Source organism: Actinosynnema sp. NPDC049800 (assembly GCF_040656635.1).
Classification (GTDB): Bacteria; Actinomycetota; Actinomycetes; order Mycobacteriales; family Pseudonocardiaceae; genus Actinosynnema.
Genome location: NZ_JBFAMT010000004.1, coordinates 117003 through 142111 on the forward strand (window position 1 = coordinate 117003; position 25109 = coordinate 142111).

Sequence of the window (25109 nt, forward strand, 5' to 3'; positions counted from 1 at the left end):
GGTGACACGCCCGCCGGTCCGAACCCCATGGCCGGGCGGCTCCGGATCACACAGTCGCCCGCACGCAGCGGCTGTCGGTGGCCTCCAGGTCGGGGTCCAGGAAGTACCCGAGGCCCTCTGCTTCCACGAACGCCTCCGGGACCGTCGAACCCAGCCCCGCGCTCAACCTCAGGTAGTCCAACCGCGGCACCGGCCGCGGACGGCGGAAGAGCACGATGGCCGACAACGACCCCACCGACGAAGCAACCGACTCGACCAACTCGCCCGGCGTCGTGGCGGTCACCTCCAGATCCGGATAGACCAACACCTCCGCGCCGACCCTGAGCCCGGACACCACGTCGTCCAGATCCTCGGCACCAACCAGGTACCAATCCTCACCGTAACGCCCGCCGGCGCGCCGCTCCATCAGCAACACCGGCCCGGCGGATGGCCCGACCGCATCGCGCACCGCAGCCCAGAAGCCGTGGTCCGCCCGAGGAGGTGGGATCTCGTCGTCGTCCGGATCACCCTCTTCCTCGAAGTAGTCGACGTAGAGCCCGCACTCACCGACGACTTCGACGAGCGCCGACAGCTCGCCCGGCGCATACACGTTGAGGTAGAAGTCGAAGCTGACCTGTACACCCACCCGCCGCCCAGGTCGAGGTGGGTGTGGTAAGCCGCTCCCCTGAGCATGGCTCGGACCAGGAGCTCGACCTCCTGTCGGCCTACGACACGCCCGTTGTACAGCTCACCCAGTTCTTCCGACGGAAGCTCATCCATGAAGACGTGCCGCAACACCGCCTGATGGGCACCGAACGACTCCATGACCGTGCGCACCGCGCAGACATAGCGGTCCTCGACCTCGATGTAGTCCCGCAGAGTCAGTTCCCGACCGTCGAAGACCTGCCCGACCTCGTCGAACGACGTCCAGCCCCACTCACCCCCGGAACGCGCACGCGCGCGCTCGAACGGTGAGTGCTTCGAGATGCTGAGGTAGTACATCACTTCCTCATTCGTTGCAGCGGAACTGGCGAGCGACACCGGCAGGTCGACCGGTCGTGACGCGGAGAAGAGGACGCCACCTGGCACGCGACGGACGAGTTCCACGCCGCAGGCCGGCCACCGCGCTCATGAACAGCCCTGCGATCACTGAACCACTACACCACACCGGATTCCACACCCTGTTGGCTTGGTCGCGAAGGCGATCGAGCGAGGAGCGCACAGGTGAGCCTCGGCGCTGCCGTGCCCGGCCGGTTCACGGTGACCGCCTCCGAGACGGTGTCGGCCTGGCCGGTGACGGACAGGTAGGCGTGGCCTGCGCATGTCCCTTGGCCGCCAGGGCCAGTCCTCCCGTCCAGCAGGAGCCCGGCGACCGGTAGGAGCGTGGAGACGATGACGACCACGAACATGGTGATCCCACCTTGGTCTTCGCGGGCCCCTAGCCGGACCAGGTGGGCCGCAAACGTCAGCCGTGGACGGGTGAAGCGCTGGGACCGGCCGGAGGCATCCGAGCTCGCATCGACGACCTGGCCCGCCTCGCCTCAGCCCTCCTCGACGGCACCGCGCCCGGCACCGCCGCCCTGCACCCCGTCGAGAACTTCACCGGCCCGGTGGTGCGCATCGGCGCGGCGTGGCTCACGATCGAGCGCAACGGGCGCGCCATCACGTGGCACAACGGCGGCACCGGCGGCTTCCGCAGCTGGCTGGGCCTGGACCTCGCGGCCGGCACCGCGGTGGCCTTGCTCTCCGCGACCGCGATCCCGGTGGATCAGCATGGTTTCGCCCTGCTCGAACAGCTCACCGAGGACGAAGGCCGCTGACCGGACCGGCAGCGATGTACGACGGAAACCCCTGCCGCAGGGAGGTGCTGATGCGATCAGCGGCCGCCCGACACAGTACGGCGATGCGCACACACAGCCCCGATCTCGCGTAACCATCCACAGTGGACGTGGACCCGCTCGGCTTGGTCAACGGCACACCCGATAACGCAGGTGAAGCACCCGGTTGCCCTGGATCGCCACGTCGGGATCCTCCAGCAGGTGCTGCGCGTCGACCGACCCGAAGTAGCGCTTGCCGGACCCGAACACCACGGGCACGACGTCCATGCGCACCTCATCGACCAGACCCGCGGCGAGCACCTGGCCGCCGACGTCGCCGGCAGCGACCTCGACCACGCGGTCACCCGCGAGCTCCTGCGCCTTGGCCACCGCGGCCTCGACGCCGTCGACGAAGTGGAACGGCGCCGCGGGATCCCAGCCCTCCGGCCGCGGCCGGTGCGTCACGACGACCACGTGGTCGATCCCGCCCGGAGGCTTCCCGTCCCAGCCGTCCGTCAGGTCGAAGACGTGGCGGCCCACGACGGTCACCCCGATCCGGTCCCAGTACGGCCGGGTGTAGTCGTAGGACGTCTGCGACACCTTCAGCACGCCGCTCTCGTCCAGCGGGACGTCACCGTTGGACAGCCAGTCGAACAGCGGTCCGGGCTGGTCGGCCTCGTCCGCGATGAAGCCGTCCACCGACACCGAGCTGTACAGGACCACCTTGCCCACGGGACTCTCCTCTGCTTCGGGGTGGGCTCAAAACTAGCCTGCCGTGAGCGGTCGCTCTTGTAAGAAATCAATCGGCCGGCAGCGGCCAGCCGTCCAGCGCGTGGCCGGGGTGTTCGCGCAGGAACCGCCGCCGGACTTCGACGTACCGGGTCGGCGTGAGCCCGGTGAACGCCCGGAACTCGTGGCCGAAGTGGGCCTGGTCGAAGTAGCCCGCGCCACCGGCGAGGTCGCCCCAGTCGACCGGTTCGGCGGGGTTGATCGAGAGCACGGTGGTGGCGAAGCGGTGGGTGCGGGCCAGCCGCTTCGGCGTGACGCCGACGACCTCCTTGAACCGCCGTGCCAGATGAGTGCTGCTGACACCGGCCGCCGCGCTCAGGTCGCCGATCGCCACGGCCCCGCCGGTCGCCGCGATGACGCTGCTCGTGTGGCGGACCAATCCCAGGCCGGCGGTCTCGCACAGCCGGCGCATCAGCTCTTCCTCGAGCAGCGTCAGCATCTCGTGCGGTCCGTCCGCCGTGGCCAGCCGGTCCCGCAGCCGAGCGATGGCGGGCCGGCCCCACACCTGCTCCACGGTCACCGGCCGGTCGCACAACTCGGCCGCGGGCATCGGCAGGAACGGCGCCAACCCCCACGGCTTGAAGTGCACGCCGACGGACCGGGTCCACAGTGGATAGCCGAACTCGAACGCGCGGGTGGGCGTGGTGACCACGCAGCCGTCGGCGTACTCGGCCGTCGCGACCTCCGCGCCGCCGCGGATGCGGAACGGCGCCCCGAGGTTGACGATGAGCAACCCGGCCGGCATCGGCGGCAGCGTCAGCCGGGCGTACGGCGGCGCACCCTCCAGGTAGTAGAGGTCGTCGATCAGCCCGTCCAACGGCGGTCGCGGCACTCTGGACACGTACTCCACGCCCACAGCATCGCCGACGCCCGCCGGCACCGCGCGCCGGGATGGCCCAGGCCCGCCGCCGACCACGGTGACAAGGTTCGGTTATTCGAGGAAGAACGCCACGCTCATTCGACTGGCGAGTCCGGGCTCGTCCACGTTCACCCTGACCCTCGCTCGACCACTGGGTTGACGAACGGTGAAGCACATCACGTCGTTGGCATCGTGAATGACGAACCGGCCGGACCTCGTGACGATCTCGCCGTCGAAATACGTGACACCGTCCACGAGGCCCGCCTCGGACCTGAAGATCCCGATCTCGACCGGCCCGTCCACGGACGGCTGCACCGAGAGGTAGACGGAATCCGGACCGGCGCTCACGTACTCGGCGGCCGGATCCCAGAGGTCGTGGAGGAACGCGCTCTCGGGATCTTCGATCATGATGAGCCCGTGGTCGACGAAGAACGTCGCCCGCCCGATGAGCGACTCGTCAGGGCTCGATTGGAAAGTCATAGTTTCCCCGGTTGATCTGCGTCACCACACCGGCCTGCTGCCGGGCGCAGGGCCAGCAGTGCGGGTACCCGGTCTGGAAGGTGTCGAACGGAGCGTCCTCGACCAACCTGGTCGCGCCCTGGTGGTCGGTGATCCAGTTGCCCTGCGGCCGGCCGGGCTGCGCCTTGGTGCCAGGTGTCCTCGCATCACAGGTGTGGCACCCGTGCCGGTCTCCGGCCTCATTCGTCAGATCCTGCACGCCCGGCGCGTCCTTGTCACCACCCGGCAGCGCGACACCCTCCCTGGCGTTCGGCCCCGGACCGAGCGTCAGGTCGCAGAGCCGTGACTCGTCGACGTTGTGCACCAGGAGGGAGATGGGGCCGGCCAGCACGTAGTAGGTGTGGACGTCGTCGACCGTCAGGTCGAAGGTCCGCTGCGCGGTGCTGTGGGCGCGGACGGCGCCGACCCGGGCACGGGCGCCGGTCGCGGTGCGAAGCAGGTCGCCCGCGCGCAGGTCGCCCGCGTCGGTCCAGCGGCCCGGTGCCACGGACCAGAACGGGTGGTTGGCGGTGGTCGTGATCTTGTGCTCCACCCCGCCGCCACCTTGGACCACGAGGTCGACGTACTCCTTGTCGTGGTCGGTGCGGATCGCACGGGTCACCTGTCGGTTCTCGGTACGTCCGGTGGCGGGGTCGGTGACGCGCACCGCGTCACCCGGCGTGACCGACTCGATCGTCTTGGTCGTGCCGTCGGCCATGAGAACGCGCGTGCCGGCCGTAAAGCTGTGCTTGCGCCGCACCGGGCAGGATTCGGGCGCTTTCTTCTTCGTCGCCGCTTTAGCCTTGGCGGCCAGTGCCTTGGCCCGTTCCGCCGCCTGCGCCGCGGCCTTCTTGGCGGCCGCCTCCGCTGCCGCGCGCGCCTTGGCGGCTTTCTCGGCGGCGGCCTTCGCGGCGGCAGCGGCGGCGGCCTTGGCGGCTTCGGCGGCCTTTTCCGCGCCCTGGATGATGGCGCGGGCCCACTTGATCTCCTGGAAGAAGGTGACCACGGCCTTGCCGGCGCGGAAGATGGCTTCGGCGATCTTCTTGGCCTTGAAGATCTTGCCCCAGGGCAGGGCGCCGATGACCATGGAGACGCAGGCGCCGATGTCGCCCTTGAGGCAGTTGACGATGTCGTTGATCCCCAGGAACTCCATGAGGATCTGGCCGCCCGCCTCCAGGATGACGTCGAGCAGGCTCTTGCTCTGGATCTGCTGCGCCTTGGCGACGTCCTCAGGGCTGGGTCCGGTGGGCTGGGCGGCTCCGGTCTCGGACGGTGAGCCGCTGCCGCCGCCCGCGTCGACCACCGCGCCGGTCGGGTCGGTGTAGGACAGCGGGTTGTTCTCGGCGTAGGCGTAGGCGGAGATGGCCGGCCCTGGTTGGGGCATGGGGTCGGTGCTGGTGAAGCGGCCGGTGTCGGGGTTGTAGTTGCGGGCGCGGAGGTAGTAGTTGCCCTCGCCCGAGGTGGAGTCCTGGTAGGCGCCGGTGTACTCCAGCGGGTTCGCGGGACCGGAGGGATCACCGGGCTTGAGGGTGTCGCCCTCGCGGGGGTTGCCGAACGGGTCGTAGTCGTAGCCCGCCTCGGGGACGCCGTTGGGGCTGAGCATGTTGGCCACGCCGCCGAGCCAGTCGTGCGTGTAGGCGTGCGCGCCGGTGGTGGGGTCGAGCAGGACCAGTGGCTCGTCGTCGGGGCCGTAGGTGAAGCCGCGGCGCTCCGTGACCGCACCAGCGGCGTTGCTGGTGGTGTCCAGGGCGATCTGGGGCAGCGTGCCGTTGACGTCCCAGCTCCAGCGCTGGGTGGTGGCCGCTTGGCCTTCACCGGACGTGGCGGTCAGGCGCAGGCCGGTGGCGTCGTAGGCGAACGCGGTGGTCCGGCCCCCGGTGGTGGCACTGGCCAGGGTGTTGTCGAGGTGGTAGGCGAACGTGTCCCGACCGGCCTTGGTCTGGTTGCCGTTGAGGTCGTAGTCGAAGTCGGTGACCGTGCTGGGCCAACCGCTCGCCTCGCCGTCGGGGCGGTTGCCGGTGTGCTGCGGCGTGACGATGCGCTTGCGCAGCTGGTCGGCGGCGTCGTAGAGGTAACGGGTGGTGTCGCTGCCGGCGGTGCCGGTGCGCTTCTGGGTCAGGCGGTTGCCGACCAGGTCGTAGCTGTAGTCGATGCGCCCGGCGGCCTCGGCGTGCCGGTCGCAGCTGGTGGCGGCGTAGCAGGCGGAGGTGACGCGGTCGGCCGGGTCGTAGGCGTAGGCGACGGCCTCGGACACCCCGCCGCGGGTCGTGGTGACCTTGATCGGGTTGCCCACGGGGTCCAGGTCGAGCCGGTAGGCCGAGATCGGGTCCTGCACGTCGACCGGTGGTCCGGTGCCCGGGGTGCGATCGGTGCCGATGCCGGTCAGCCGGCCGGCGTCGTCGTAGGTTCGCCGCTCCACCAGGCCGGTGCCCTGGGGCAGGGTGGTGCTGGTGCGACGGCCCGCGACGTCGTAGCCGAACCGCCACGTGGCCGCGTCCGGGCCCGCGGCGCCGCCGCTGACGGTCAGCTCGGACAGCCGGCTGTCGGCGTCGTAGCCGCTGGTGACGCGGGTGCCGTCGGGGTAGGCGCGGGCGGTGATGTTGCCGCGCACGTCGTAGTCGTAGTCGAACGTCTCGCTGCGCCCCGCCGCCTCCTCGCGGGTGACGCGAGTGATCTGGTCCTCGTCGTCGTAGGACACCTTGCGCACGCCGAGCGGGTCGCCGTAGCCGGTGACGCGGTCCTTGGCGTCGTAGGCCCACGTGTACTTCGGTCCGCTGTTGCCCAGAGCCCGCTCGGTGCGGCGGCCGACGATGTCGTAGGTGTCGACGATGGTGCGCTTGGCCCGTTCGGCGTCGCTGATCCACTCGTGCTCGCCGCGGGTGAGCGCGGCGACGAGGTTGTTCTCCACGTCGTAGGTGGCCTCGACGCGGCGGCCCAGCGGGTCGGTGGTGCTGGTGGGACGTCCGGCCCGGTCGTAGTCGATGCGCCGGACGTGGTGGTTGGGGTCGCGGATCGCCGCGAGCAGGCCGTCCGCGTGGTAGCTGTAGACGGTGGCGTCGACGTGCGGCGCGTGCGGGTGGAACCGGGCGTCGGGGGCGTGGACGCTCTCGATCTGGTTGTCCTCGCGGTACCGGTAGTGGGTGGTGTGCTCGTTGGCGTCGGTGACCGAGGTCAGCCGGTTGTTGGCGTCGTAGGTCGAGACGGTGGTGTGGTCGAGGGGGTCGACGACCTTGGTGCGGTTGCCCGCCAGGTCGTACTCGAAGTGCGTGGTGAACCGCTCGCGGTCCGCGCCCTCGACGTTGCCGCGCGGCTCGGTGACGCCGGCGAGCAGGCCGTCGTCGGTGTAGGTCCACGTGGTGACGCCGCCGGTGGCGTTCTCCTGGCGGATCTTGTTGCCGGCCTCGTCGTAGGTGGTCTTCGTGGTGTTGCGCCCGGCGTCGGTGTTCGCGGTCTGGCGGCCGTTGCGGTCGTAGCCCATGGTCAGGCTGCGGCCCAGCGCGTCCTTGCTCTCGGTGACCTGGCCGGTGTTGTCGCGCTGGAACTCCGACGGCTTGTTGAACTCGTCCACTGTGGACGTGGTGCGGTCCAGCTCGTCGACCTTGATGTCCTTGTGGACGACCTGACCGCCGGGGTACGGGCGGGAGATGCGCACGAGGTTGTCGTTGGCGTCGTAGCGGTACGTGGTGGTGAAGTCCGCTTCGACCGCCCCCGGCACGTTGCCTCGCGGTGAGATCGTCTGGTGCAGCAGGCCCTTGGCGTTGTACCGGTAGGCGGTGACGATGTCCTGCTCACCGCGCCCCATCTCGATCCGCACCGCGGCTCGACGCCCGGCGTTGGTGTAGGTGATCGAGGTGGTCTTGCGCGGATCGGAGACCTTCGCCAGCCGTCCGTTGTCGAGGTAGTGGTACTCGACCTTCACGTGCTCGGGGTTGACGGTGCTGGTGACCCGGCCGACCTCGTCGTAGTTCGTGCGCCACGAGTGGTGCTTGCCCGGTTCGGACACCTCGACCACGCGGTCCTGCGCGTCGAAGCGGTACTCGGTGGTGAACGCCCGACGGTCGGCGCCCCGCACCGTCCCGCGCGGGTCGGTCGAGGCGATCCGGCGACCGGTGGTGTCGTACTTGGCCTCGGTGCGCCGCCCCTCCGGTGAGGTCACGGCCGCGAGCAGCCCGGAGTTGGCTTGGCCGGGCGGGATGTGCTCATAGCGGGTGACCTTGCCGCGCTGGTCGGTCGTGGTGGTGCGCAGGCCGCGCTCGTCGTAGGTGTGGTTGATCGAGTGGTTCTCGGCGTCGGTGCTGCGGACCAGCTCGTTGAACTCGTTGTAGGTGTTCTTCCAGACGTTGCCCTTGGCGTCGACGAACTCGATCGGGTTGTTGCGCTCGTCGTACTTCGTCTTCTCGTCGAAACCCTGCGGCGCGGCGCGTCGAATCGGGTTGCCGTTGGCGTCGTGCTGCGACTCGTGCTGGTTGTGGCTGCCGTTGACCAGGAGGTTGCGGTTGAGCGAGCCGTCGTAGCGGTGGTTGTCGGTGTCACCCGCCCCGCGCCTGGTGTAGAGCAGCACGTTGCCGCGATAGCCGTCGCGGACTATCACACCGTCCGCGTCGGTCGTGGTCGCCTCCTGCTCGTCCGCGTTCCAGGCGAACGCGGTGGCGTTGCCGACGGCGTCGAGCTGCCGCGCCATCCGCCCGGACGCGTCGTACTCGTTGCGCACCAACGTGGTCCGGTGGGGCTGCGGGTCCGTGACGTCGACCAGCCGCCCCTCGGCGGAGTAGCCGTAGCGCCATTGACCGGCGCGGGCGTCCTTGTAGACCGCCAACCTGCCGGCCTCGTCGTACTCGTACTGGACCTTGCGGTGGTCGGGCAGCGTCATCGAGCGGATCAGACCGCCCTCGACCCGCGCGCGCACCACCCGCCCGGACGGGTCGGTGATCGTGATCTCCTGCTCGCCGTACGCGAGGGTCACGCCCACGCCGCGCGGCGTGCGGATCGACACCAGGCGACCCTGCGCGTCGAACCCGTACACCTGCTGGCCCACCGTGACCAGTTCCCAGCCGGCGTCGGTCTTGCGCAACGTCGAACGCACACCGGGCGGACGCCGGTAGCCGCCGTCGACCAGCCGGTACAGCACGCTCGCGCCGTCGTCGGCCAGCACGATCGCGCCCTCGTCGGTCTGCGTCACGCGCATGCCGTACGACCACGCCCACCCCGGCCCGAACAGCCCCGGAGCGGTCAACGTCGAGGAGTACACGCGCGTGGAGGAGAACGGGACGCCGAACGACGCCATCACCAGATCGGGCTCGATCCGGGTGAACGCGCCGGTCGCCGTGTTGACGCCGTCACCGCGGAACGCCTGCCGCGCGGCGGTCGTGCTCAACGCCGACCCGCAGCCACAACCGGACGTCTGCTCGACCGGGATCTCCGGTGGCACGACCGTCGTGCGCGGACGCGTGTTCGGCCCCGGCGCGGACACGAGCTCGCCGCCCTCGTCCAGGATGGCCGCCAGCGTGACGAAGTACTCCTTGCCCGGGTCGAGAACCCAGCCCTCGCCCGCGCCGAACGTGCGGCAGAACTGGCGCACCGCGCCGCACGGGGTCTGCAACTCCGAGCGCGGCAGCACCGTCGAGGACTGCTCGGCGCCCGTGGCCGCGTCGAACACCCGCGCCCGCCACGACGACCACGCCCGGTCGTCCTCCCGCACGTCGAAGTAGGCGACCAGCGAGGTGTCGCCCAGCGCGAACCCCGGTCGCGTCAGGACTCCGGCGAACACCTCCTCGGCGTTGTCCGCGGCGGCCTGGCCCGGCTTGCGCACGCGCTCCCAATCCTCAGTGGACAGTCGCACGGGCTCACCACCGGCCTTGACGCCCGCGGGCACGACCGGCGGCCACTTCTCGGGCGGCACCGCCTCGTCCGGACGTGCGGACGAAGGCGCCGGCCTGTCGACCGGTCCCGCCCCCGCCGTCACCCCGGGCACCTCGCCCGCCGCCGCACGCGCCCACGTCACCGGTTGCAGCAGGCTCGCCGCCACCAGCAAGGCGCACGCCGAAGCCAACCAGCGAGTCCGGCCCATCCGAATCGTGCCCGGTTCCGTCACCGCTCCCCCACATCCTGAATTCGATCGATACGCGAATCGCGCGCACTGCGAAGCCGGACATGAAGGAACCAGCCGAAACCGACGTGGCACGTCGAATCAGCCGACACATGCCAGGACAGCGACCACAGGAAAAAGACCCTGGAGCCACCCGGACGAGCCGTTGCCGCCCACGCCAACGACTACAACGTCAGAGATTCCCAACCGAACAGCATGGACATCCCCCCGGATGTCAGAACGATCACCCCACCGCCGGCACAGCGGTGCGGTGCCATTGAAGCGGAAACCCGGCAACCGGAGACACAGCCGACCGAGTGAATCCACGACGAGCAGTCACCACCACCAGGAATAGTCCGCGAAATCGATGAAGAAGCTCCCGACCTGCCGCAACGGCTCGTTAATCCCCGCGAGCACAGCAGTGATCCGCAGAATTCGGACACCACCCCCGCGGGACTCGGTGATCGGCTCCGCTACTCGAACACCCCGTAGCCCGCGACGGCGTGTGCCCGGACGCCGTCCATGTCGAGCTCCACGCCGATGCCGGGGGTGTCGGGAATCGTGATGTAGCCGTCCTTGACGATCGAGCCGCTTCCGTCGGGGGCGTGGACGTAGCTGTCCCACACCGCGCGCTCCTCGAGGGCGTGCCATTCCTGGACGAAGAAGTTGGGGATCGCCGCGCACTGGTGCGACGTGGCCATCGTGCCCAGCGGCGTCGAGACCAGGTGCGGCGCGAAGGGAACGTAGTGGAGCTCCGCCAGGTTGGCGATCTTCTTGGCCTCGGCGAGGCCACCGCACTTCGGCACGTCCGGTTCGATGACGTCCACGGCGCCGCGTTCGAGCAGCTCGCGGAATCCCCACCGCAGGTACAGGTTCTCGCCCGCGCAGATGGGCGTGCGGGTCTGCGCGCGCACCCGCACCAGCGCGTCGACGTTCTCCGCCGGCAGCGGCTCCTCGAGCCACATCAGGTCGAACGGCTCCAGTTCCCACGAGATCCGGCACGCGCTCGGCACGTCGTAGCGGGCGTGCAGGTCGATGGCCAGGTCGACGTCCGGCCCGATCGCCTCCCGCACGGCCGCTACGCGCGCCACCATCGATCGCAGCTCGGCGGCGTTGATCGTGTGGTTGAAGGCGTCGAACTTGGCGGGGTGGTGCAGGTCGTCGACGTCGAACTTGATGGCGGTGAAGCCCTCGGCCACCATCCGCTGGGCCCGGTCGACGCACCCCGCGATCGAACCCGCCGGGTCGTCGCCGTCGCCGCAGTCGGCGTAGAGGCGGATCCGGTCGCGGAACTTCCCGCCGAGCAGCCGGTGGACCGGCTGGCCCGCGGCCTTGCCCGCGAGGTCCCACAGCGCGATCTCGATCCCGGAGAGGGCGATCACGGACACCCCGCCCTGGGCGCCCGCGAAGACCCTGCTGCGCCGCAGCTTCTCCCAGCACCGCTCGACGTTGCGCGGGTCCTCGCCGATCAGGAGGGGCGTCAGGAAGTCGATCATCCCGACGACGGCGCCCGCGCCCGCATCGGGATTGGCCTCGCCGAACCCGCTGAGGCCCTCGTCGGTGTCGATCCGCACCAGCGTGGCCTCACCGTGGTAGGCCACCACCGCCGTCGTGACGTTCACGATCCGCATTTCTCTCCCGCCGCCGGGTAGTGCAGGTGAACGGACTGTCGCGGTGTCCAACTTGTCCTATAAGCTGATGACATGCAAAGGGGACAAGAGTCTCCGGAAGCTGTCAGGGTCCGGACTCTCCCGGTGCAGGTGGCGGCACACCTGACCCGGCGCATCGTCAGCGGCGACCTCGATGACGGCCGGGCCCCGTCGGAGCTCGACATCTCCCGCGAGTTCGGGGTGTCCCGCGTGGTGGCGCGGGAGACGCTCAAGATCCTCGCCTCGCTCGACATCGTCACCGTCTCGCAGGGCCGCCGCGTCGTCGTGCGCCCCGTCGCGGAGTGGGACTACCTGAGCCCGTTGCTGGTCGAGTGGCTGCCCGCGGAGATCGTCGGCGAGCTGCTCCAGGAGCTGCACCAGTTGCGCATGCTGCTCGAGCCCGAACTCGCCGCGATGGCCGCGGCCGGCATCACCGACGGGACGTTGAACCGGCTCAGGGACGGGATCGACCGCATGTCGGCGCTCGAGGCGGACCCCGACGCCTACCTCGAGGTCGACCACGAGTTCCACATGGAGATCTGCCGGGCGGCCGACAACCGGATCCTCGACCGGATCATGTACTCCGCCCGCTGGCTCGGCACGGCCAGTCGACGCATCACCAACGAGGCGCCGGCCGCGCTGCGCAGCGCCACCGCCGACCACACGGAGATCTACGAGGCGCTCGTGGCGCGCGACCCGGCAGGTGCCCGCGCGGCGATGCGCAGGCACCTGAGCAACAACTCCACGCTCCTCGCGGAGAGGGAGCAGCGGACCAAGCGGGCCGCCCCGCCGCGCTAGCGCACTGCACGACCGAGATCCGGAACCGATGACGAGGACGGACGAGGCATGGCAGAACCTGCGATCCCGCCGATCCGGCCGGGGCTGATCGGCGCCGGACCCACGCCGCACCGGCCGGCGGTGCACAGGCTCGCCGATCGGCACGTGGTCATCAGGAGATCGGCCTCGTTCGCCGCGTGAAACGCCCCGCAGCGCGGCGCTCGCCCCGCTGTCCCGCCGGTCGCAACGTCGCCCCGTCGGTACGCGTCCGCCCGACCGGACGCGAGAGGAGTGGTCATGGCAGAGAAAACGGACTTATCGAGGCGCACGTTCCTCGGGATGAGCGCGCTGGGCGTGCTCGGTCTCGCCGGCTGCGGGAGCGGCCCCACCGCGCCGCAGGTCGACGTCCAAGTCCCCCAAGCCCTGCTCGACCAGGCGGCCGCGCTCCGCGGCGGGTCGGTGGGCATGCTCTCGCAGAAGCTGTACTCGGAGACCGCCAACCAGGCCCTGGACAAGTCGCTGCAGGCCTTCGCGCAGGCCACCGGCACCACGATCCACAACGACCTGGTCTCCGGCGACGCCGGCGACATGGTCGCGAAGATGGACGCCGAGGTGCGAGCGGGCACCAGCCGCGATCTGGCCTTCCTGAGCGACCGGCGGTTCGTCGGCCAGCTCCACAACCTCGGCCACCTCACCGACGTCACCGACGTGGTCGAGGAGATGCGCGCGCTCTACGGTGAGCCCGCGACGGAGGCGACCAACTTCTGCGTGTTCGACGGGCGCTGGTTCGCGATCCCCTACCACTTCATCGCGACCGCGATGTACCTGCGCAAGGACTGGTACGAGGAGAAGGGTCTCCCGCTCAAGCCCCACTACACGTGGGAGGAGCTGCGCGACAACGCGTTGGAGGTCTCCGACCCGGCGAAGCGGCGGTTCGGCTGGGGCCTCACCGTGAACCGCTCCGGCGACGCCAACGGCTTCATCACCAACGTCATCAACTGCTACGGCGGGGCGATCGCGGACAACACCGGCACGAAGGTGGTGTTCAACTCGCCGGAGACCGTCGCCGCCGTCACGTTCATCGGCGACATCTACACGAACCCGAAGTACGCGCCGATGCTGCCACCCGGGATCGGGAGCTGGACCGACTCGAGCAACAACGAGAACTGGCTGGCCCAGATCCTGGGGCTCACGCTCAACCAGTTCAGCGTCTACGCCGACTCGAAGACCAAGAACAACCCGGTCTACGCCAACACGCACCCGTTCAACGGCGCCACCGGGCCGGCGATCGACCGGCCGCTCGCGTTCGGCGAGTCCAACTCGTTCGTCGTGTTCAAGGGTGCGAAGAACCCCGACCTCGCCAAGCTGGTGGCGAAGTTCATGGTCGGCGGGAGCGCGCTGCTCGGTGTCGCGAAGGGGGCACCGTGCCTGGTCAACCCCGCGTGGGACAAGGTGTGGGACTCCGACCCGTACTACACCAGCGGTGACCCGGCCTTCCCCGCGCTGCGGGAGCAGACCCGCGTGCCGCTCCCCCTGACCACCAAGACCGGCTACGCGTTCCCCCAGGCCCCGAGCCCCGGCGAGCAAGCCGCGACCGCCGCCTACCTGCTGACCGACATGATGCAGTCGGTCATCCAGGGCACCCGGCCGGCCGAGGCCGTCGCCTCGACCCACGCCCGGATCGTCCAGGTCTTCGAGCAGCAGGGCTACCCGCAGTGACGGTGCTGCGTCCGCGCCCGGCGCCGGTCCGTCCGGCGCCGGGCGCGTCGTCCTCGCTCACCGCGTCGCAGCGCCTGCTCGGGCGCGACTGGCGCCTCGCCGCGGTGTTCATCGGGCCGACGCTGGTGCTGGTCGCGGGCCTGATCCTGTACCCGATCGCGGGCTCGGTCGTCACCAGCACCACGGAGCGCCACGGTGCGGAGACGGTCTTCGTCGGGCTGGGCAACTACCTCGACCTCATCGACGACGCCGTGTTCCACAAGGGCGTGCTCAACTCGTTCGTCTTCACCGCGTACGCCGAGATCTTCAAGGTGACGCTCGGTCTCATCGCGGCGTTGATGCTGCACCACATGCGCCGTGGCCGGACGATCCTCGCCGGGGTGATCCTGCTGCCGTGGGTGGTGCCGACGGTCGTCACGGCGTTCACCTGGCGGTCCTTGTTCGACCCGATCTTCGGCAGCGTGAACGTCCTGCTCACCGACTCGGGCATCGGGCCCGCCCTCGCCGCGATCGGGCTCGTCGACTCCTGGCCCGCGCAGTGGCTGTCCGATCCCGCGCTCGCGATGCCCGCGGTCATCCTGGTCAACGTCTGGAAGGGCGTCCCGTTCTTCACGGTGACGTTCCTCGCCGGGCTCAAGGCCATCGACGGCGGTCTCTACGAGGCGGCGGTGGTGGACGGCGCGTCGCCGTGGCAGCGCTTCGTGCACATCACGCTGCCGGGACTGCGCAGCATCATGATCGTGACGGTGCTGCTGTCGTCGATCTGGACGTTCAACAACTTCGACCTGATCTGGCTGATGACCCAGGGCGGACCGGGCGACGCCACCGCCCCGTACGTGATGGTGGCCTACTCGAAGGCCATCCAGCAGCTGCAACTGGGCGCAGGCGCCGCGGTCACCCTGGTGATGCTGCCGGTCATCGCCGTCCTCGTGGTGATCCTCGTGCGGATGATGCGACGCGGCGACTCGCCGGGCACGGGCGACCTGGGGCGCAGGCGGCTGACGCCCGCTCAGCGCCGAGCGCTGCCCTGGGTGGTCGTCGGTTTCTCGGTGCTCGTGCTGGTCTGGGCGTCGCCGGGGATCGTGTGGAAGGCCGCGCTGGTGCTGGGCGTGTTCGTGGTGCTCGCGGCCGCCGTCGGACGGGTCGTCTCCGTGCTCACCGCGCGGGGCAACCGGCGGGCCGCGCGCCTGGTCGGCGGCGGCGGCACGGGGATCGCGCTCGTGGGCCTGCTGGGCTTCGTGCTCGTCCCGCTGTACTGGATGACGGTCACGGCCTTCAAGTCCGACGACCAGATCGTCGCGCGCACCGACGACCTCTGGCCGACCCCGTGGAGCACCGAGCAGTTCACCAACCTGTTCACGGGCAGGGCGTTCGGCACCTGGTACGTCAACACGATCCTGGTGTCGGTGGCGTCCACCGTGATCGCCCTGGTCTGCGCGGCGCTGGCCGGCTACGCGCTGGCGCGGCTGAAGTTCCGGGGTTCGGAGAGCTTCACGGTGACGATCCTGCTCACCTACGTGATGCCGGGCGCGCTGCTGTTCATCCCGCTGTACCAGATGATGAGCGGGATCGGGCTCAACGACTCGTTGTGGTCGCTGGTGCTCGCCTACCCCACGTTCACCCTGCCGTTCGCGACGTGGCTGCTCGTCGGCTACTTCAAGTCGATCCCGGCCGACCTCGAGGAGGCCGCGCTGGTCGACGGCTGCACGCGGTTCGGGGCGTTCATCCGGATCGTGCTGCCGCTGGCCAAGCCGGGCCTGCTGGCGGTCGCGCTGTTCACGCTCACCAACGCGTGGAACGAGTTCCTGTTCGCCTTCGTGTTCATCACCAAGGACGACTACAAGACGCTGCCCGTCGGCATGCAGTCGATGATCTTCGGTGACGTCGTGCCGCAGGGGCAGCTGGCCGCGGCGTCACTGCTGATCAGCATCCCGGTGGCGGTCATGTACGCGTTCGGGCAGCGGTTCCTGACCGAGGGCCTCACCGCGGGGGCCGTGAAGGGCTGACGCGCAGGATGACGACGACACCGCACCATCGGCCCCGGAATCGGAGTCAGAAGACCGCACGCTCCTTGCCGATGGATCGCAAGGCTCCTGTCCGTTCGAGGCGCTTCCTGAGCTCCAGCACCTCCGAGTCCGACGGCACGCCATCCCCGTCCGGATCCAGCAGGGACAGGACCAGCCCTCCACCCGAAGTGGTGCGCGACGACGCGCCGACGTCCCCACCTGCCACGAGCTCCGCACGTCCCGACGACAGGTACTGGGCGTACCCACGTACACCGTGCCGGGAGGAGCAGGGCGTTGCAGCGACCTCAACCCCGGGTTCCCGACGAACCCCCAATCGGGCTCCCAGCACTCCGCCACGCGGCCGAGCACGTCGACGACCGAACCCCGGAAGCCGGGGTCGACGCCGGCCCCGGCGGTCCCCAGCCGCAACACCAGCGCATTCGGCCCACCACCAGGGCTGTGGTTACCGACGACCGCCCGGAAGTGGGTTGCGCGAGGGCCGGCGCCCGCGCCCCAGCTGACCAACTGGAACCCGAGCTCCTCGAACACCGCCGCCCCGTCACGGTTCCGGCCCGCCTCGACCAGTTCGACGAAGTCGGCCGAGTCGAGGTCGAGCCGGAGCGGCCGGTCATCCGCCACGCCCGGGTCGTCGACGTACCACGTGTCGAACATCGTGGGATTCACCGCGGTCATCCCGCGGAGGAATCGTCGCAGCCGATCGGCGATCTGCTCCGCCGTCTCGCGGCGTGCGCCCCAGTACGCGTAACAGGTCAACGCTTCCGACACAGCGGCTCTACCTCACAGGCCTGTGGAACACTGGAATGTCAAAGTCCGAGTTCGTCGAACGTTCCTTGGAGGGCTTCGGCCACCCTCGGGTCGGACGCGCGCCATTCTAGTGACTTGCCGCGCTGTCACCCGACCTTGGCCCGCGGGCGTCGCGTCGTCGACCAGCGCACAAGGCCCGAGCTGCCGTTCTCGAACCACGGAAGCCATTCCGGATTCTGGTCGAGGCAGGGCCGAGGGCATGATCCACGCAGTTCCGCCGGATCCGCTCTAGGCAGTGGACCTGTCTCGATGTAACCCGACTGAGTGCTTCCCCGCCCTTCCGTTCAGTGCCATGGTCGAGGTGGACGACAGGGGGTGACCGTGGGCGGTGGGTTGATCGGCGCACGCGTGAGCCGTGCGGAGGACGTGCGGCTGCTCACGGGGCGGGCCGTGTTCATCGACGACGTGCGGCCGCCCGGTGTGCTGGAGGCGGCGATCCTGCGCAGCCCGCACCCGCATGCCCGGATCGTGCGCATCGACACGACCGCGGCCGCCGCGCACCCCGGTGTGGTCGCCGTCGTCACGGGCGCGGACGTGAAGTCGATGGTGCGGCGACCGCAGCCGCTGATCTGGCGGTCGGCGCCCGACGGGCTCGAGACGGTCGCGTACCCGCTCGCGGTCGACAAGGTGCTCTACACCGGGCACGGTCTGGCCGCCGTCGCCGCGGTCGACCGAGCCACGGCCGAGGACGCGCTGGAGCTGATCGACGTCGAGTACGAGCCGTTGCCGGCCGTCACGACGTTGGAGCAGGCGCTGGCGCCGGACGCGCCCCGGCTGCACGAGGACTGGCAGGACAACGTGGCGGGCCGCGCCGTGGTCGCGCAGGGCGACGTGGAGGCGGCGTTCGCGCGGGCCGACGTGGTGCTGCGGGAGACGTTCCGCTTCGCCCGGCAGTGGGGCGCGTCCCTGGAGACGCGCGGTGTCGTGGCGACGTGGGACCCGTTCACCTCGCACCTGGACGCGTGGGTCAACACCCAGAGCCCGCACCTGATCCGCGAGCTGTTCGCCGAGGTCCTCGGCCTGTCGGTGGACAAGGTGCGGGTGCGCGTGCCCGACATCGGCGGCGGCTTCGGCAGCAAGTCCGGCTTCTACGGCGACCAGGTGGTGGCCGCGGTCCTGTCCCGCGTGTCCGGGCGGCCGGTGAAGTTCCTGGAGGACCGGCGGGAGAGCTTCGTCGCCACCGTGCACGCGCGGGAGCAGCGCATCGACGTCGAGGTGGCGGCCCGGTCCGACGGCACGATCACCGGTCTGCGCGGCACCGTGCACGGCGTGCTCGGCGCCAACTTCAGCACCGTCGGCCTCAGCCCGTGCTGGACGACCGCCGCCGTCATGACCGGGCCGTACGCCATCCCGGCGGTCGAGCTGAACGTCGTCGGCGTGGTCACGAACAAGCCGCCCTACGGCGCGTACCGGGGGTACGGGCTGCCCAAGGCGAACTTCGTGCACGAGCACGTGGTGGAAGCGCTGGCCCGACGCCTCGACCTCGACCCGCACGAGGTGCGGCGGCGCAACTTCGTGACCGAGTTCCCCTACCAGAGCCCGGTGTTCGTCTACGACACCGGTCGGTACGCCGAGTGCCTGGACCTGTGCCGCGACGCCGTGCGCCGTGCCGGGTGGGCCGACCGGGTGGCCCGTGCGCGTGCCGAGGGCGGGCACGTGGGCATCGGCTACGCCTTCCACAACGAGGTGTCCGCGTTCGCGCCGTCGCGGATCGTCAACATGTCGGGGCTGGACCACTCCGGGTTCGACGAAGCCGCCGTGCGCATCGACTCGACCGGGCGCGTGACCGTCCACACCGGACAGACCTCGATGGGTCAGGGCATCCACACGGCGCTGGCGCAGGTCGCGGCGCACGCGCTGGACGTGCCGCTGGACCACGTCACGGTGATCTCCGGCGACACCGACTCCGCTCCGTACACGGGGTACGGCACCGCGGCCAGCCGTGCCGCCGCGGTCGGTGGCGCGGCCGTGCTCAACGCCGCCACCCGCCTGCGGGCCAAGGTGCTGCGCATCGCCGCCCACGTCTTCGAGGCCTCGCCGGACGACCTGGAGATCAGCGAAGGCGTCGTATCGGTCAAGGGCGTGCCGGGCCGCGGCGTGACCTTGGCCGACATCGGTGACGCGGCCTACCGGCGACCGCACGGCGTGCTGCCCGACGACGAAGATCCGACGCTGCACGAGCGCGAGGTGTACGACCCCGTCAACGTCGCCACGGCGTTCGGCTGCACGGCCGTGCTCGCCTCCGTCGACGTGGAGACCGGAGTCGTGGAACTCCTCGGCTACCTCATCGCCCACGACTGCGGCACGGTGATCAACCCGATGATCGTGGAGGGGCAGCTCCAAGGCGGCGCGGCGCAGGCCATCGGCGGCGCGCTGTACGAGCGGCTGGCCTACGGCGGCTCGGGGGAAGCGCTGACCCGGTCGTTCGCCGAGTACCTGCTGCCGACGGCCGGCGTGGTGCCGCCGTTCGGCATCGACCACCTGGAGACACCCGCCGACCACATCCCCGGCGGTTTCAAGGGAGCCGGGGAGGCCGGGGTGATCGGTGGCGGGGCGGCGATCGCGCACGCCGTGGAGGACGCGACGGCGGAGTTCGGCGTGCGGATCACGTCGCTGCCGATCACCCCGCCGGACCTGCTGGCCGCGATCCGGGCGGGAGCCGAGCGGTGAAGGCGGCGCGGTTCGACTACGTCCGGGCGGCCACCGCCGACATCGCGGTGGACGCGCTCGCGCGGGGCGCCGTCGCGTTGGCGGGCGGCCAGAGCCTCATCCCGCTGCTGAACACGCGGTCGCGACGGCCGGAGGTCGTGGTCGACGTGTCCCGGTTGCCGTTGACCGGCGTGGAGGAGGACGGTTCGACGCTCGTGCTCGGGGCGCTGACCCGGCTGCGCGCCGCCGAGACGTCCCCGGTCGTGCGCCGGGCCGTGCCACTGCTGGCCGAGGCCCTGACGCACGTCGGTCACGTGTCCGTGCGCAACCGCGGCACGGTCGGCGGCAGCGTCGCGCACGCCGACCCGGCGGCCGAACTGCCCGCGGTGTGCCTGGCGCTGGACGCGGTCTTCACGGCCCAGGGGCCCGGTGGCACGAGGGAGGTCGACGCCCGTGACTTCTTCCGCGGCCCGCACCGCACGGCGTTGGCCTCCGACGAACTGCTCACCGGCATCCGCGTCCCGCTGCCACCGCCGACCGCCCGCCACGGCATCGCCGAACTGAGCCGCCGCCCCAACGACCTGGCGATCACGGCGGTCTTCACCTCGATCACGCTCACCGACCGCGTCGTCGCCGAGGCCCGCATCGCCGTGGCCGGTGCGGCGCCCACCCCGATCCGCGCTCACGCGGCGGAAGAGCTGCTGCGAGGCCAAGCCCTCACACCGGAGGTGTTGACCGCGGCGGCGGACGCCGCGGCAGCCGCGACCGACCCCGTCGACGACGTGCACGCCCCTGCCGCGTACCGCCGCGACATGACGGCCGTGCTCACCCGCAGGGCGCTGCGTCAGGCGGTGGTCGGGTGAAGATCACCGTCACGGTCAACGGCCACACCCGCACCGCCGACTGCGAACCCCGCCGCACGCTCGCCGACTTCCTGCGCCACGACCTGGGCCTCACCGGTGTGCACGTCGGCTGCGAGCACGGCGCGTGCGGCTCGTGCACCGTGATGCTGGACGGCGCGACGGCCCGGTCGTGCTGCGTCCTGGCGGTTCAGGCGGAGGGCAGCGAGATCACCACGGTCGAGGGCCTGGCGACCACGTCCCTCACCCCCTTGCAGGAGTCGTTCCGCCGCCACCACGCCCTGCAGTGCGGCTTCTGCACACCGGGGGTCCTGGCCGTGGCGACGGAACTGCTGCGCGACAACCCCTCCCCCACCGAGGCCGAGATCCGCACCGCCATCTCCGGCAACCTCTGCCGCTGCACGGGCTACCACAACATCGTCACCGCCATCGCCGCCGCCCGCGACCACGGCGACTCGTCGAACGCCGACGCGCCACCGCAGCCTCCCGGGACCTGACCACGACCCTTCCGCCCCTTCGGGCGGAGGACTGGACCGGGTCGGTGATCGTCCTCATCCCTGTTGCGTCGAACTGCGGCGCACCCGGACACGCCGATGCCGCACACGCGACCGAAGTTGCGTGTGCGGCATCGGTTACCGCCGGAGGTGGCCTGCCCTCAGCTCGCGACTGCGCGACGCGGCGAGGTCAGGGGTTCCGCCTTCGGGGCGGGGATAGCGCCCTGGACCGACGCGGACGCGGTCGGCGACACCCCGTCGAGGTAGAAGGTGCCCACCACGTCCACCAGGACGTGGGTCGAGCCGCGGTTGTTGTAGACGTGGAAGCCGTAATCGGGGCCGATCATGGTCTGCACGGCGTTCGGCGTGATCGCGCCGGGATCCAGGTTGAGGTTGGACGTGTTCGGGCGCTCGATCCCGGTGTAGCCCGCGGGCCACACCGTCAGGAAGGTGGCCGCGGTCGGCTGGACGGCGGTGACGTTGGTGGCCACCGCCCAGGTGTCGGCGCCGACGACGGAGTCGGGCACGACGATGGTCGCGGTCGTGGCGTTGCCGATCGCGGACGGCCAGTTCTGGCCCGTGCGGGTGTCGGCGATCCGCTTGGGCACGACCGGTTCGAAGCGCAGCCCTTCCGGCAGCGAGCTGTCGTCGTAGAAGCCGACGATGTCCACGATGACGTGGGTGTCCTGGTTGGTGTACACGCCGATGGACGGCAGGCCGTGCCCGCCGCCGCCGCCGCAGTCGTAGCACCTCATGGTGGGCACCACCGCGAAGTTCGTCACGGTGCTGCCGGTCCCGTAGTTCAGCGTGGACGTGCTCGGCAGGCTGGCGCCGGAGCCGTTCCAGGCGGCGAGGAAGCCGGGTGCGCGGGTGTCGGTCGCGGTGATGTTCACCGCGAAGGCCCGGATCGTCCCGTTGGTCGAGGTGTCCCACGACGCGGCGACGTTGACGTAGTAGCCCGCCGGCAGTCGGCCGATGCCCCACTCACGGGTGTCGGCCAGGCGCACCGGCCTGGCCAACGGGTGGTACTGCCCACCCAGGTAGCTCGCGCGGCCCTTGGAGTAGAAGCCGTTGACGTCGGCGACGAGGTGGACGGACGCACCGTGGTTGTAGAGGTACACCCCGCCGTCCGCGCCCACCTTCACCGTGACCGAGTTCGCCCCGGTCCAGCCGGGCGTGTAGTTCAACGACGACACGGTCGGCCGCGCCACGTCGGTCGGGTAGATGGAGATGTGGCCCGGGCCGGACGGCCCGGTGACCGTCACGTTCAGCACGACCGTCGACGCCTCGACCGGCACCCCGCCCTGGCTTGCCAGCTGCAACCGGACCGACTGGCCCGAACCGACCGCGACCGCCGGCGCGCCGTGACCGGATCGGGTGTCCAGCACGCGGTACGGCGCGAGCGGGAAGTAGGTCCCCCGGTCGCCGCGCGCGTCGTAGCCCACCAGCGTCAGCTTGCGCGTGATGCTGCCACCGACGGAGTCCTCCGGCAGGGTCAGCAGCGCCGTCTGCTCGCCCTTGCCGATGGCCGTCGGCGTGATGGTCAGCGAGCACTTCTGGCCGTAGGAGAGCGTCTTGCCCGAGCAGGTGTCCGCCGTGATCCGGAACGAGGCGGGATTCGCGCCCGTCACCGTCGCCGCGCCGAAGGTCGTCGGCAGGGTGCCGTTCACCTCGACCGGGACCTCCTTCGGCGTGCCCGTCCGCCCCCACGGCTGCTCGCCGAACCGGAGCGCGTGCTCCCCCCAGGTGTCGGCGGCCCGGTAGCCGAGACCGGACTGGAACCGGATCTCACCCTTCGCGAAGACCTCGGTGGTCCCGCCGCACTTCACCGAGTAGTCGGCCGCGAACACGGTGAACTGGCCGGTGGCGTCGTCGTAGACGGCCTCGTGGACGTTCAGCGTGCCCGAGGACGTGCCGGAGGCCGAGCACCCCCGCCCGTCACCGCTGATGTTGAACACCGTGATCGCGTCCAGCGGCGAGTAGGAGCTCGTCGTCGGGTACGACCGGCCGGCCTCGAACCGCGTCCCGTTCGGCGGCGACACGTCGAGGTGGTGCCAGTGCGCGTGGCCGCTGGTCGACCCGGACATCGCCAACGCGTACCCGTTGGTGGTCTGCTGGAAGACCTGGAGCGTGTTGCGGGACCTCTCATACGAGAAGTTGCCGTCCACGTCCCAGCCCTCGAAGTGCACCGTCATGGCCGTGTACGGCGCGACAGGCGGCTCCGCGGCCACCGCCACGGGCGCCCCGACCGTCAGGGTCGTCCCCACCAGAAGCGCGGCGGCGCAGGCTCTAGCGCCGCGGAAAGTACGCACGATATCCCCCCGGGAAAATGGTCGCGGCAGAAGGAATGCCCGCGTCCCGCACAGGATAGGTACCCGAAGCCGCGCCGGGCAACAAACATCAGTCCCACCCTGCGCCCTGCGAGACGGCGCCCTCGTGCCTGCCGACCACCCCGTCCACGCAGGCGAGGCGGGAGCACGACGAGACCCGGGGACAGCCGTTGACGTGCTGCCGCCCCACTGCCTCGTCGACCAACACGGCATGGATGCCCGGCTGTGCTGATCCGACTGGTCTCCTGAGCGTGACCAACGCCGTTGGCGCCGCTGCGCCTAGGGCTTCTTTCTCGCCCCGGGTTGAACGCCGCTTACCCACTGGCACCGGAGTGCCCCGTGGAACTTCGGTCGAGCCGGTTCAGGCGATGTCGTCGGGACTCACCCATCGACCCGCATCTACGAAGACGCCACAGCCGTCGTGTTCGAACCGCACACGCCCGTCGAACGGCGATTGAGCGTTCGAGCAAGCGCCGTAGTCGTTGCCCACCCGGCCCGCCAGCGGGATCCAGAACCGACAACCACCGCACTGTTCCTCACCCCAGGACTCCTGGTACTCCTGGTCGTCCCGCCCTCGGTTGCGGTCGCGGATCCACCGGCCGTGGATCGAGTCGAGTTCCGCTTCGCTGAGGGTCACGTGGTCGAACTCATCCATCAGTTGGCCGCTGTGATGACGCGCGGGATCTCTTCGGGAGAGCTCACCCGTCGATCGAGCCGGATAGCAAGCGTGCCGAAACCGCCGTCCATCTGCCTTCCCCTCTCCCGGTCACCACGTTGGCGCCCAACTGCTCGGCCACCTGCATCAACTTGTCGTCCTTGGTGCCGCTGAGTCTCAGCCACTGCCCGTTCCCGGAGAAGCCGACCTTCTTGGCGATCAGCTGCCGCAGTGCGCCGGCAGCACCTGCGCGCACACCCCAGGTGGCCGACGCGGTGGTGCCGCGCCAAAGGACCACGGCTGTACGACTGGGCCACGGCAATCCTTCCACCGGACCCCGACCAGTACCGCGATATGACGCGATGGCTGCGCCTCACCCTCGGCGGGGTCCGACATCTCCTGGCACACCTGATCACCAAGTGCGGCCGGAGTGCTAGAGCTGTGTGACACCGCCGTCGACGACCAGTTCCGCGCCGGTGGTGAAAGTGCTCTGGTCGCCGGCCAGGTAGACGGCGGTGGCGGCGACCTCGTCGGGACGGCCGGCGCGCCCGAGCGGGGACGGTTCGGCCGCGGTGGGCCCGTCGCCGTGCGGGAAAGCGGCGCGGAGCTCGTCCCCGCCGGGGGTTTCGACGAAGCCGGGAGTGAGGGCGTTGACGCGGATCCCCCGGCCGGCCAGCTCGGCGGCCCAGGTGCGGGCGAGGTTGCGGATCGCGGCCTTGGTGGCGGCGTAGACCCCCAGGCCGGGGACGGCCCGCAGGGCCGCGCTGGAGGAGAGCAGCACCACCGAGGCACCGGCCGTCAGCAGCGGCAGCGCCTTCTGGACGGTGAAGATCGTGCCCTTGAGGTTGATCGAGGTGGTGCGGTCGTACTCCTCCTCGGTGATCGCGCCGAGCGGACCGTACTCCCCGACCCCGGCGTTGGCCACCACGACGTCCAGGCGACCGCTGCGGTTCGCGATCTCGGCGAAGAGCAGGTCGAGGTCGCCGAGGTCCGAGACGTCGCCCTGGACGGCGATGCCCCGGGCACCGACCTGCTCGACGGCGGCGTCCAGCTCGGCCTTGCGGCGGCCGGTGAGGTAGACCGTCGCGCCCTCGGCGGCGAAGCGGCGGGCGATACAA

At 70.4% G+C, this 25109-nt stretch carries 20 protein-coding genes; 9 read left to right on the plus strand and 11 right to left on the minus strand.

Annotated elements, in window-relative coordinates:
• Positions 1-46 precede the first annotated feature (46 nt).
• Complete coding sequence (locus AB0I91_RS07590; protein WP_499635842.1) at positions 47-625, minus strand: hypothetical protein; 579 nt, start codon at positions 623-625, stop codon at positions 47-49.
• Between the two features lie 23 nt (positions 626-648).
• Between AB0I91_RS07590 and AB0I91_RS07595 the strand changes: the two genes are divergently transcribed.
• Both AB0I91_RS07595 and AB0I91_RS07600 read left to right on the plus strand, forming a co-directional pair.
• On the plus strand, positions 649-954 hold the full coding sequence (locus AB0I91_RS07595) for a hypothetical protein (RefSeq protein ID WP_499635845.1): 306 nt from the start codon (positions 649-651) through the stop codon (positions 952-954).
• 476 nt (positions 955-1430) lie between these two features.
• The gene (locus AB0I91_RS07600) at positions 1431-1799 is read left to right on the plus strand and encodes a serine hydrolase (protein WP_499635848.1); all 369 of its coding nucleotides are present in this window, start codon (positions 1431-1433) and stop codon (positions 1797-1799) included.
• Between the two features lie 147 nt (positions 1800-1946).
• On the opposite strand, the gene AB0I91_RS07605 is transcribed toward AB0I91_RS07600, so the two are convergent.
• The 5 genes from AB0I91_RS07605 to AB0I91_RS07625 all read right to left on the minus strand — a co-directional run bounded on the left by AB0I91_RS07605 (position 1947) and on the right by AB0I91_RS07625 (position 11658).
• Positions 1947-2528, minus strand: coding sequence for a dihydrofolate reductase family protein (locus tag AB0I91_RS07605; RefSeq protein ID WP_499635850.1), 582 nt, complete (start codon positions 2526-2528; stop codon positions 1947-1949).
• Positions 2529-2595: 67 nt separating this feature from the next.
• On the minus strand, positions 2596-3417 hold the full coding sequence (locus AB0I91_RS07610) for an AraC family transcriptional regulator (RefSeq protein WP_499636141.1): 822 nt from the start codon (positions 3415-3417) through the stop codon (positions 2596-2598).
• Positions 3418-3516: 99 nt separating this feature from the next.
• Complete coding sequence (locus AB0I91_RS07615) at positions 3517-3924, minus strand: hypothetical protein (protein WP_498776620.1); 408 nt, start codon at positions 3922-3924, stop codon at positions 3517-3519.
• The gene (locus AB0I91_RS07620) at positions 3902-10009 is read right to left on the minus strand and encodes an RHS repeat-associated core domain-containing protein (RefSeq protein ID WP_499635852.1); all 6108 of its coding nucleotides are present in this window, start codon (positions 10007-10009) and stop codon (positions 3902-3904) included. Before AB0I91_RS07620 ends, AB0I91_RS07615 begins: the two co-directional genes overlap by 23 nt.
• Before the next feature lie 491 nt (positions 10010-10500).
• Positions 10501-11658, minus strand: a complete 1158-nt coding sequence (locus AB0I91_RS07625; RefSeq protein WP_498776616.1) for a mandelate racemase/muconate lactonizing enzyme family protein — start codon at positions 11656-11658, stop codon at positions 10501-10503.
• Positions 11659-11781: 123 nt separating this feature from the next.
• Here AB0I91_RS07625 and AB0I91_RS07630 point away from each other — a divergent pair, with 123 nt between their 5' ends.
• From AB0I91_RS07630 to AB0I91_RS07645, 4 genes are all read left to right on the plus strand, one after another.
• The gene (locus AB0I91_RS07630) at positions 11782-12474 is read left to right on the plus strand and encodes a FadR/GntR family transcriptional regulator (RefSeq protein ID WP_498776614.1); all 693 of its coding nucleotides are present in this window, start codon (positions 11782-11784) and stop codon (positions 12472-12474) included.
• Between the two features lie 48 nt (positions 12475-12522).
• Entirely contained in the window at positions 12523-12654 is a 132-nt protein-coding gene (locus tag AB0I91_RS07635; RefSeq protein WP_498776612.1) for a hypothetical protein, read from the plus strand.
• A gap of 96 nt (positions 12655-12750) precedes the next feature.
• Entirely contained in the window at positions 12751-14172 is a 1422-nt protein-coding gene (locus AB0I91_RS07640; RefSeq protein WP_499608363.1) for an ABC transporter substrate-binding protein, read from the plus strand.
• A gap of 2 nt (positions 14173-14174) precedes the next feature.
• The gene (locus tag AB0I91_RS07645) at positions 14175-16178 is read left to right on the plus strand and encodes an ABC transporter permease (protein ID WP_498776608.1); all 2004 of its coding nucleotides are present in this window, start codon (positions 14175-14177) and stop codon (positions 16176-16178) included.
• Here the strand turns inward: AB0I91_RS07645 and AB0I91_RS07650 are convergent.
• Complete coding sequence (locus AB0I91_RS07650) at positions 16086-16964, minus strand: Imm52 family immunity protein (RefSeq protein WP_499635855.1); 879 nt, start codon at positions 16962-16964, stop codon at positions 16086-16088. The genes AB0I91_RS07645 and AB0I91_RS07650 overlap by 93 nt on opposite strands.
• 354 nt (positions 16965-17318) lie before the next feature.
• Between AB0I91_RS07650 and AB0I91_RS07655 the strand changes: the two genes are divergently transcribed.
• From AB0I91_RS07655 to AB0I91_RS07665, 3 genes are read left to right on the plus strand one after another with little or no spacing between them, the layout of a single operon-like run.
• Positions 17319-19673, plus strand: a complete 2355-nt coding sequence (locus AB0I91_RS07655) for a xanthine dehydrogenase family protein molybdopterin-binding subunit (protein WP_499635858.1) — start codon at positions 17319-17321, stop codon at positions 19671-19673.
• Positions 19670-20515, plus strand: a complete 846-nt coding sequence (locus AB0I91_RS07660) for an FAD binding domain-containing protein (RefSeq protein WP_499608372.1) — start codon at positions 19670-19672, stop codon at positions 20513-20515. The genes AB0I91_RS07655 and AB0I91_RS07660 overlap by 4 nt, the downstream gene beginning before the upstream one ends.
• The gene (locus AB0I91_RS07665; RefSeq protein WP_499635860.1) at positions 20512-21009 is read left to right on the plus strand and encodes a (2Fe-2S)-binding protein; all 498 of its coding nucleotides are present in this window, start codon (positions 20512-20514) and stop codon (positions 21007-21009) included. Before AB0I91_RS07660 ends, AB0I91_RS07665 begins: the two co-directional genes overlap by 4 nt.
• Positions 21010-21167: 158 nt before the next feature.
• Here AB0I91_RS07665 and AB0I91_RS07670 read toward each other — a convergent pair whose 3' ends face one another.
• The 4 genes from AB0I91_RS07670 to AB0I91_RS07685 all read right to left on the minus strand — a co-directional run bounded on the left by AB0I91_RS07670 (position 21168) and on the right by AB0I91_RS07685 (position 25105).
• Positions 21168-23201, minus strand: a complete 2034-nt coding sequence (locus tag AB0I91_RS07670) for a hypothetical protein (RefSeq protein WP_499635862.1) — start codon at positions 23199-23201, stop codon at positions 21168-21170.
• 496 nt (positions 23202-23697) lie between these two features.
• Positions 23698-23991, minus strand: a complete 294-nt coding sequence (locus AB0I91_RS07675) for a DUF3027 domain-containing protein (protein WP_499635864.1) — start codon at positions 23989-23991, stop codon at positions 23698-23700.
• A gap of 43 nt (positions 23992-24034) precedes the next feature.
• On the minus strand, positions 24035-24289 hold the full coding sequence (locus tag AB0I91_RS07680; RefSeq protein WP_499635867.1) for a hypothetical protein: 255 nt from the start codon (positions 24287-24289) through the stop codon (positions 24035-24037).
• Positions 24290-24424: 135 nt separating this feature from the next.
• Positions 24425-25105: an SDR family NAD(P)-dependent oxidoreductase gene (locus tag AB0I91_RS07685; RefSeq protein ID WP_499636144.1), complete on the minus strand. Its 681-nt coding sequence runs from the start codon at positions 25103-25105 to the stop codon at positions 24425-24427.
• Positions 25106-25109: the final 4 nt, after the last annotated feature.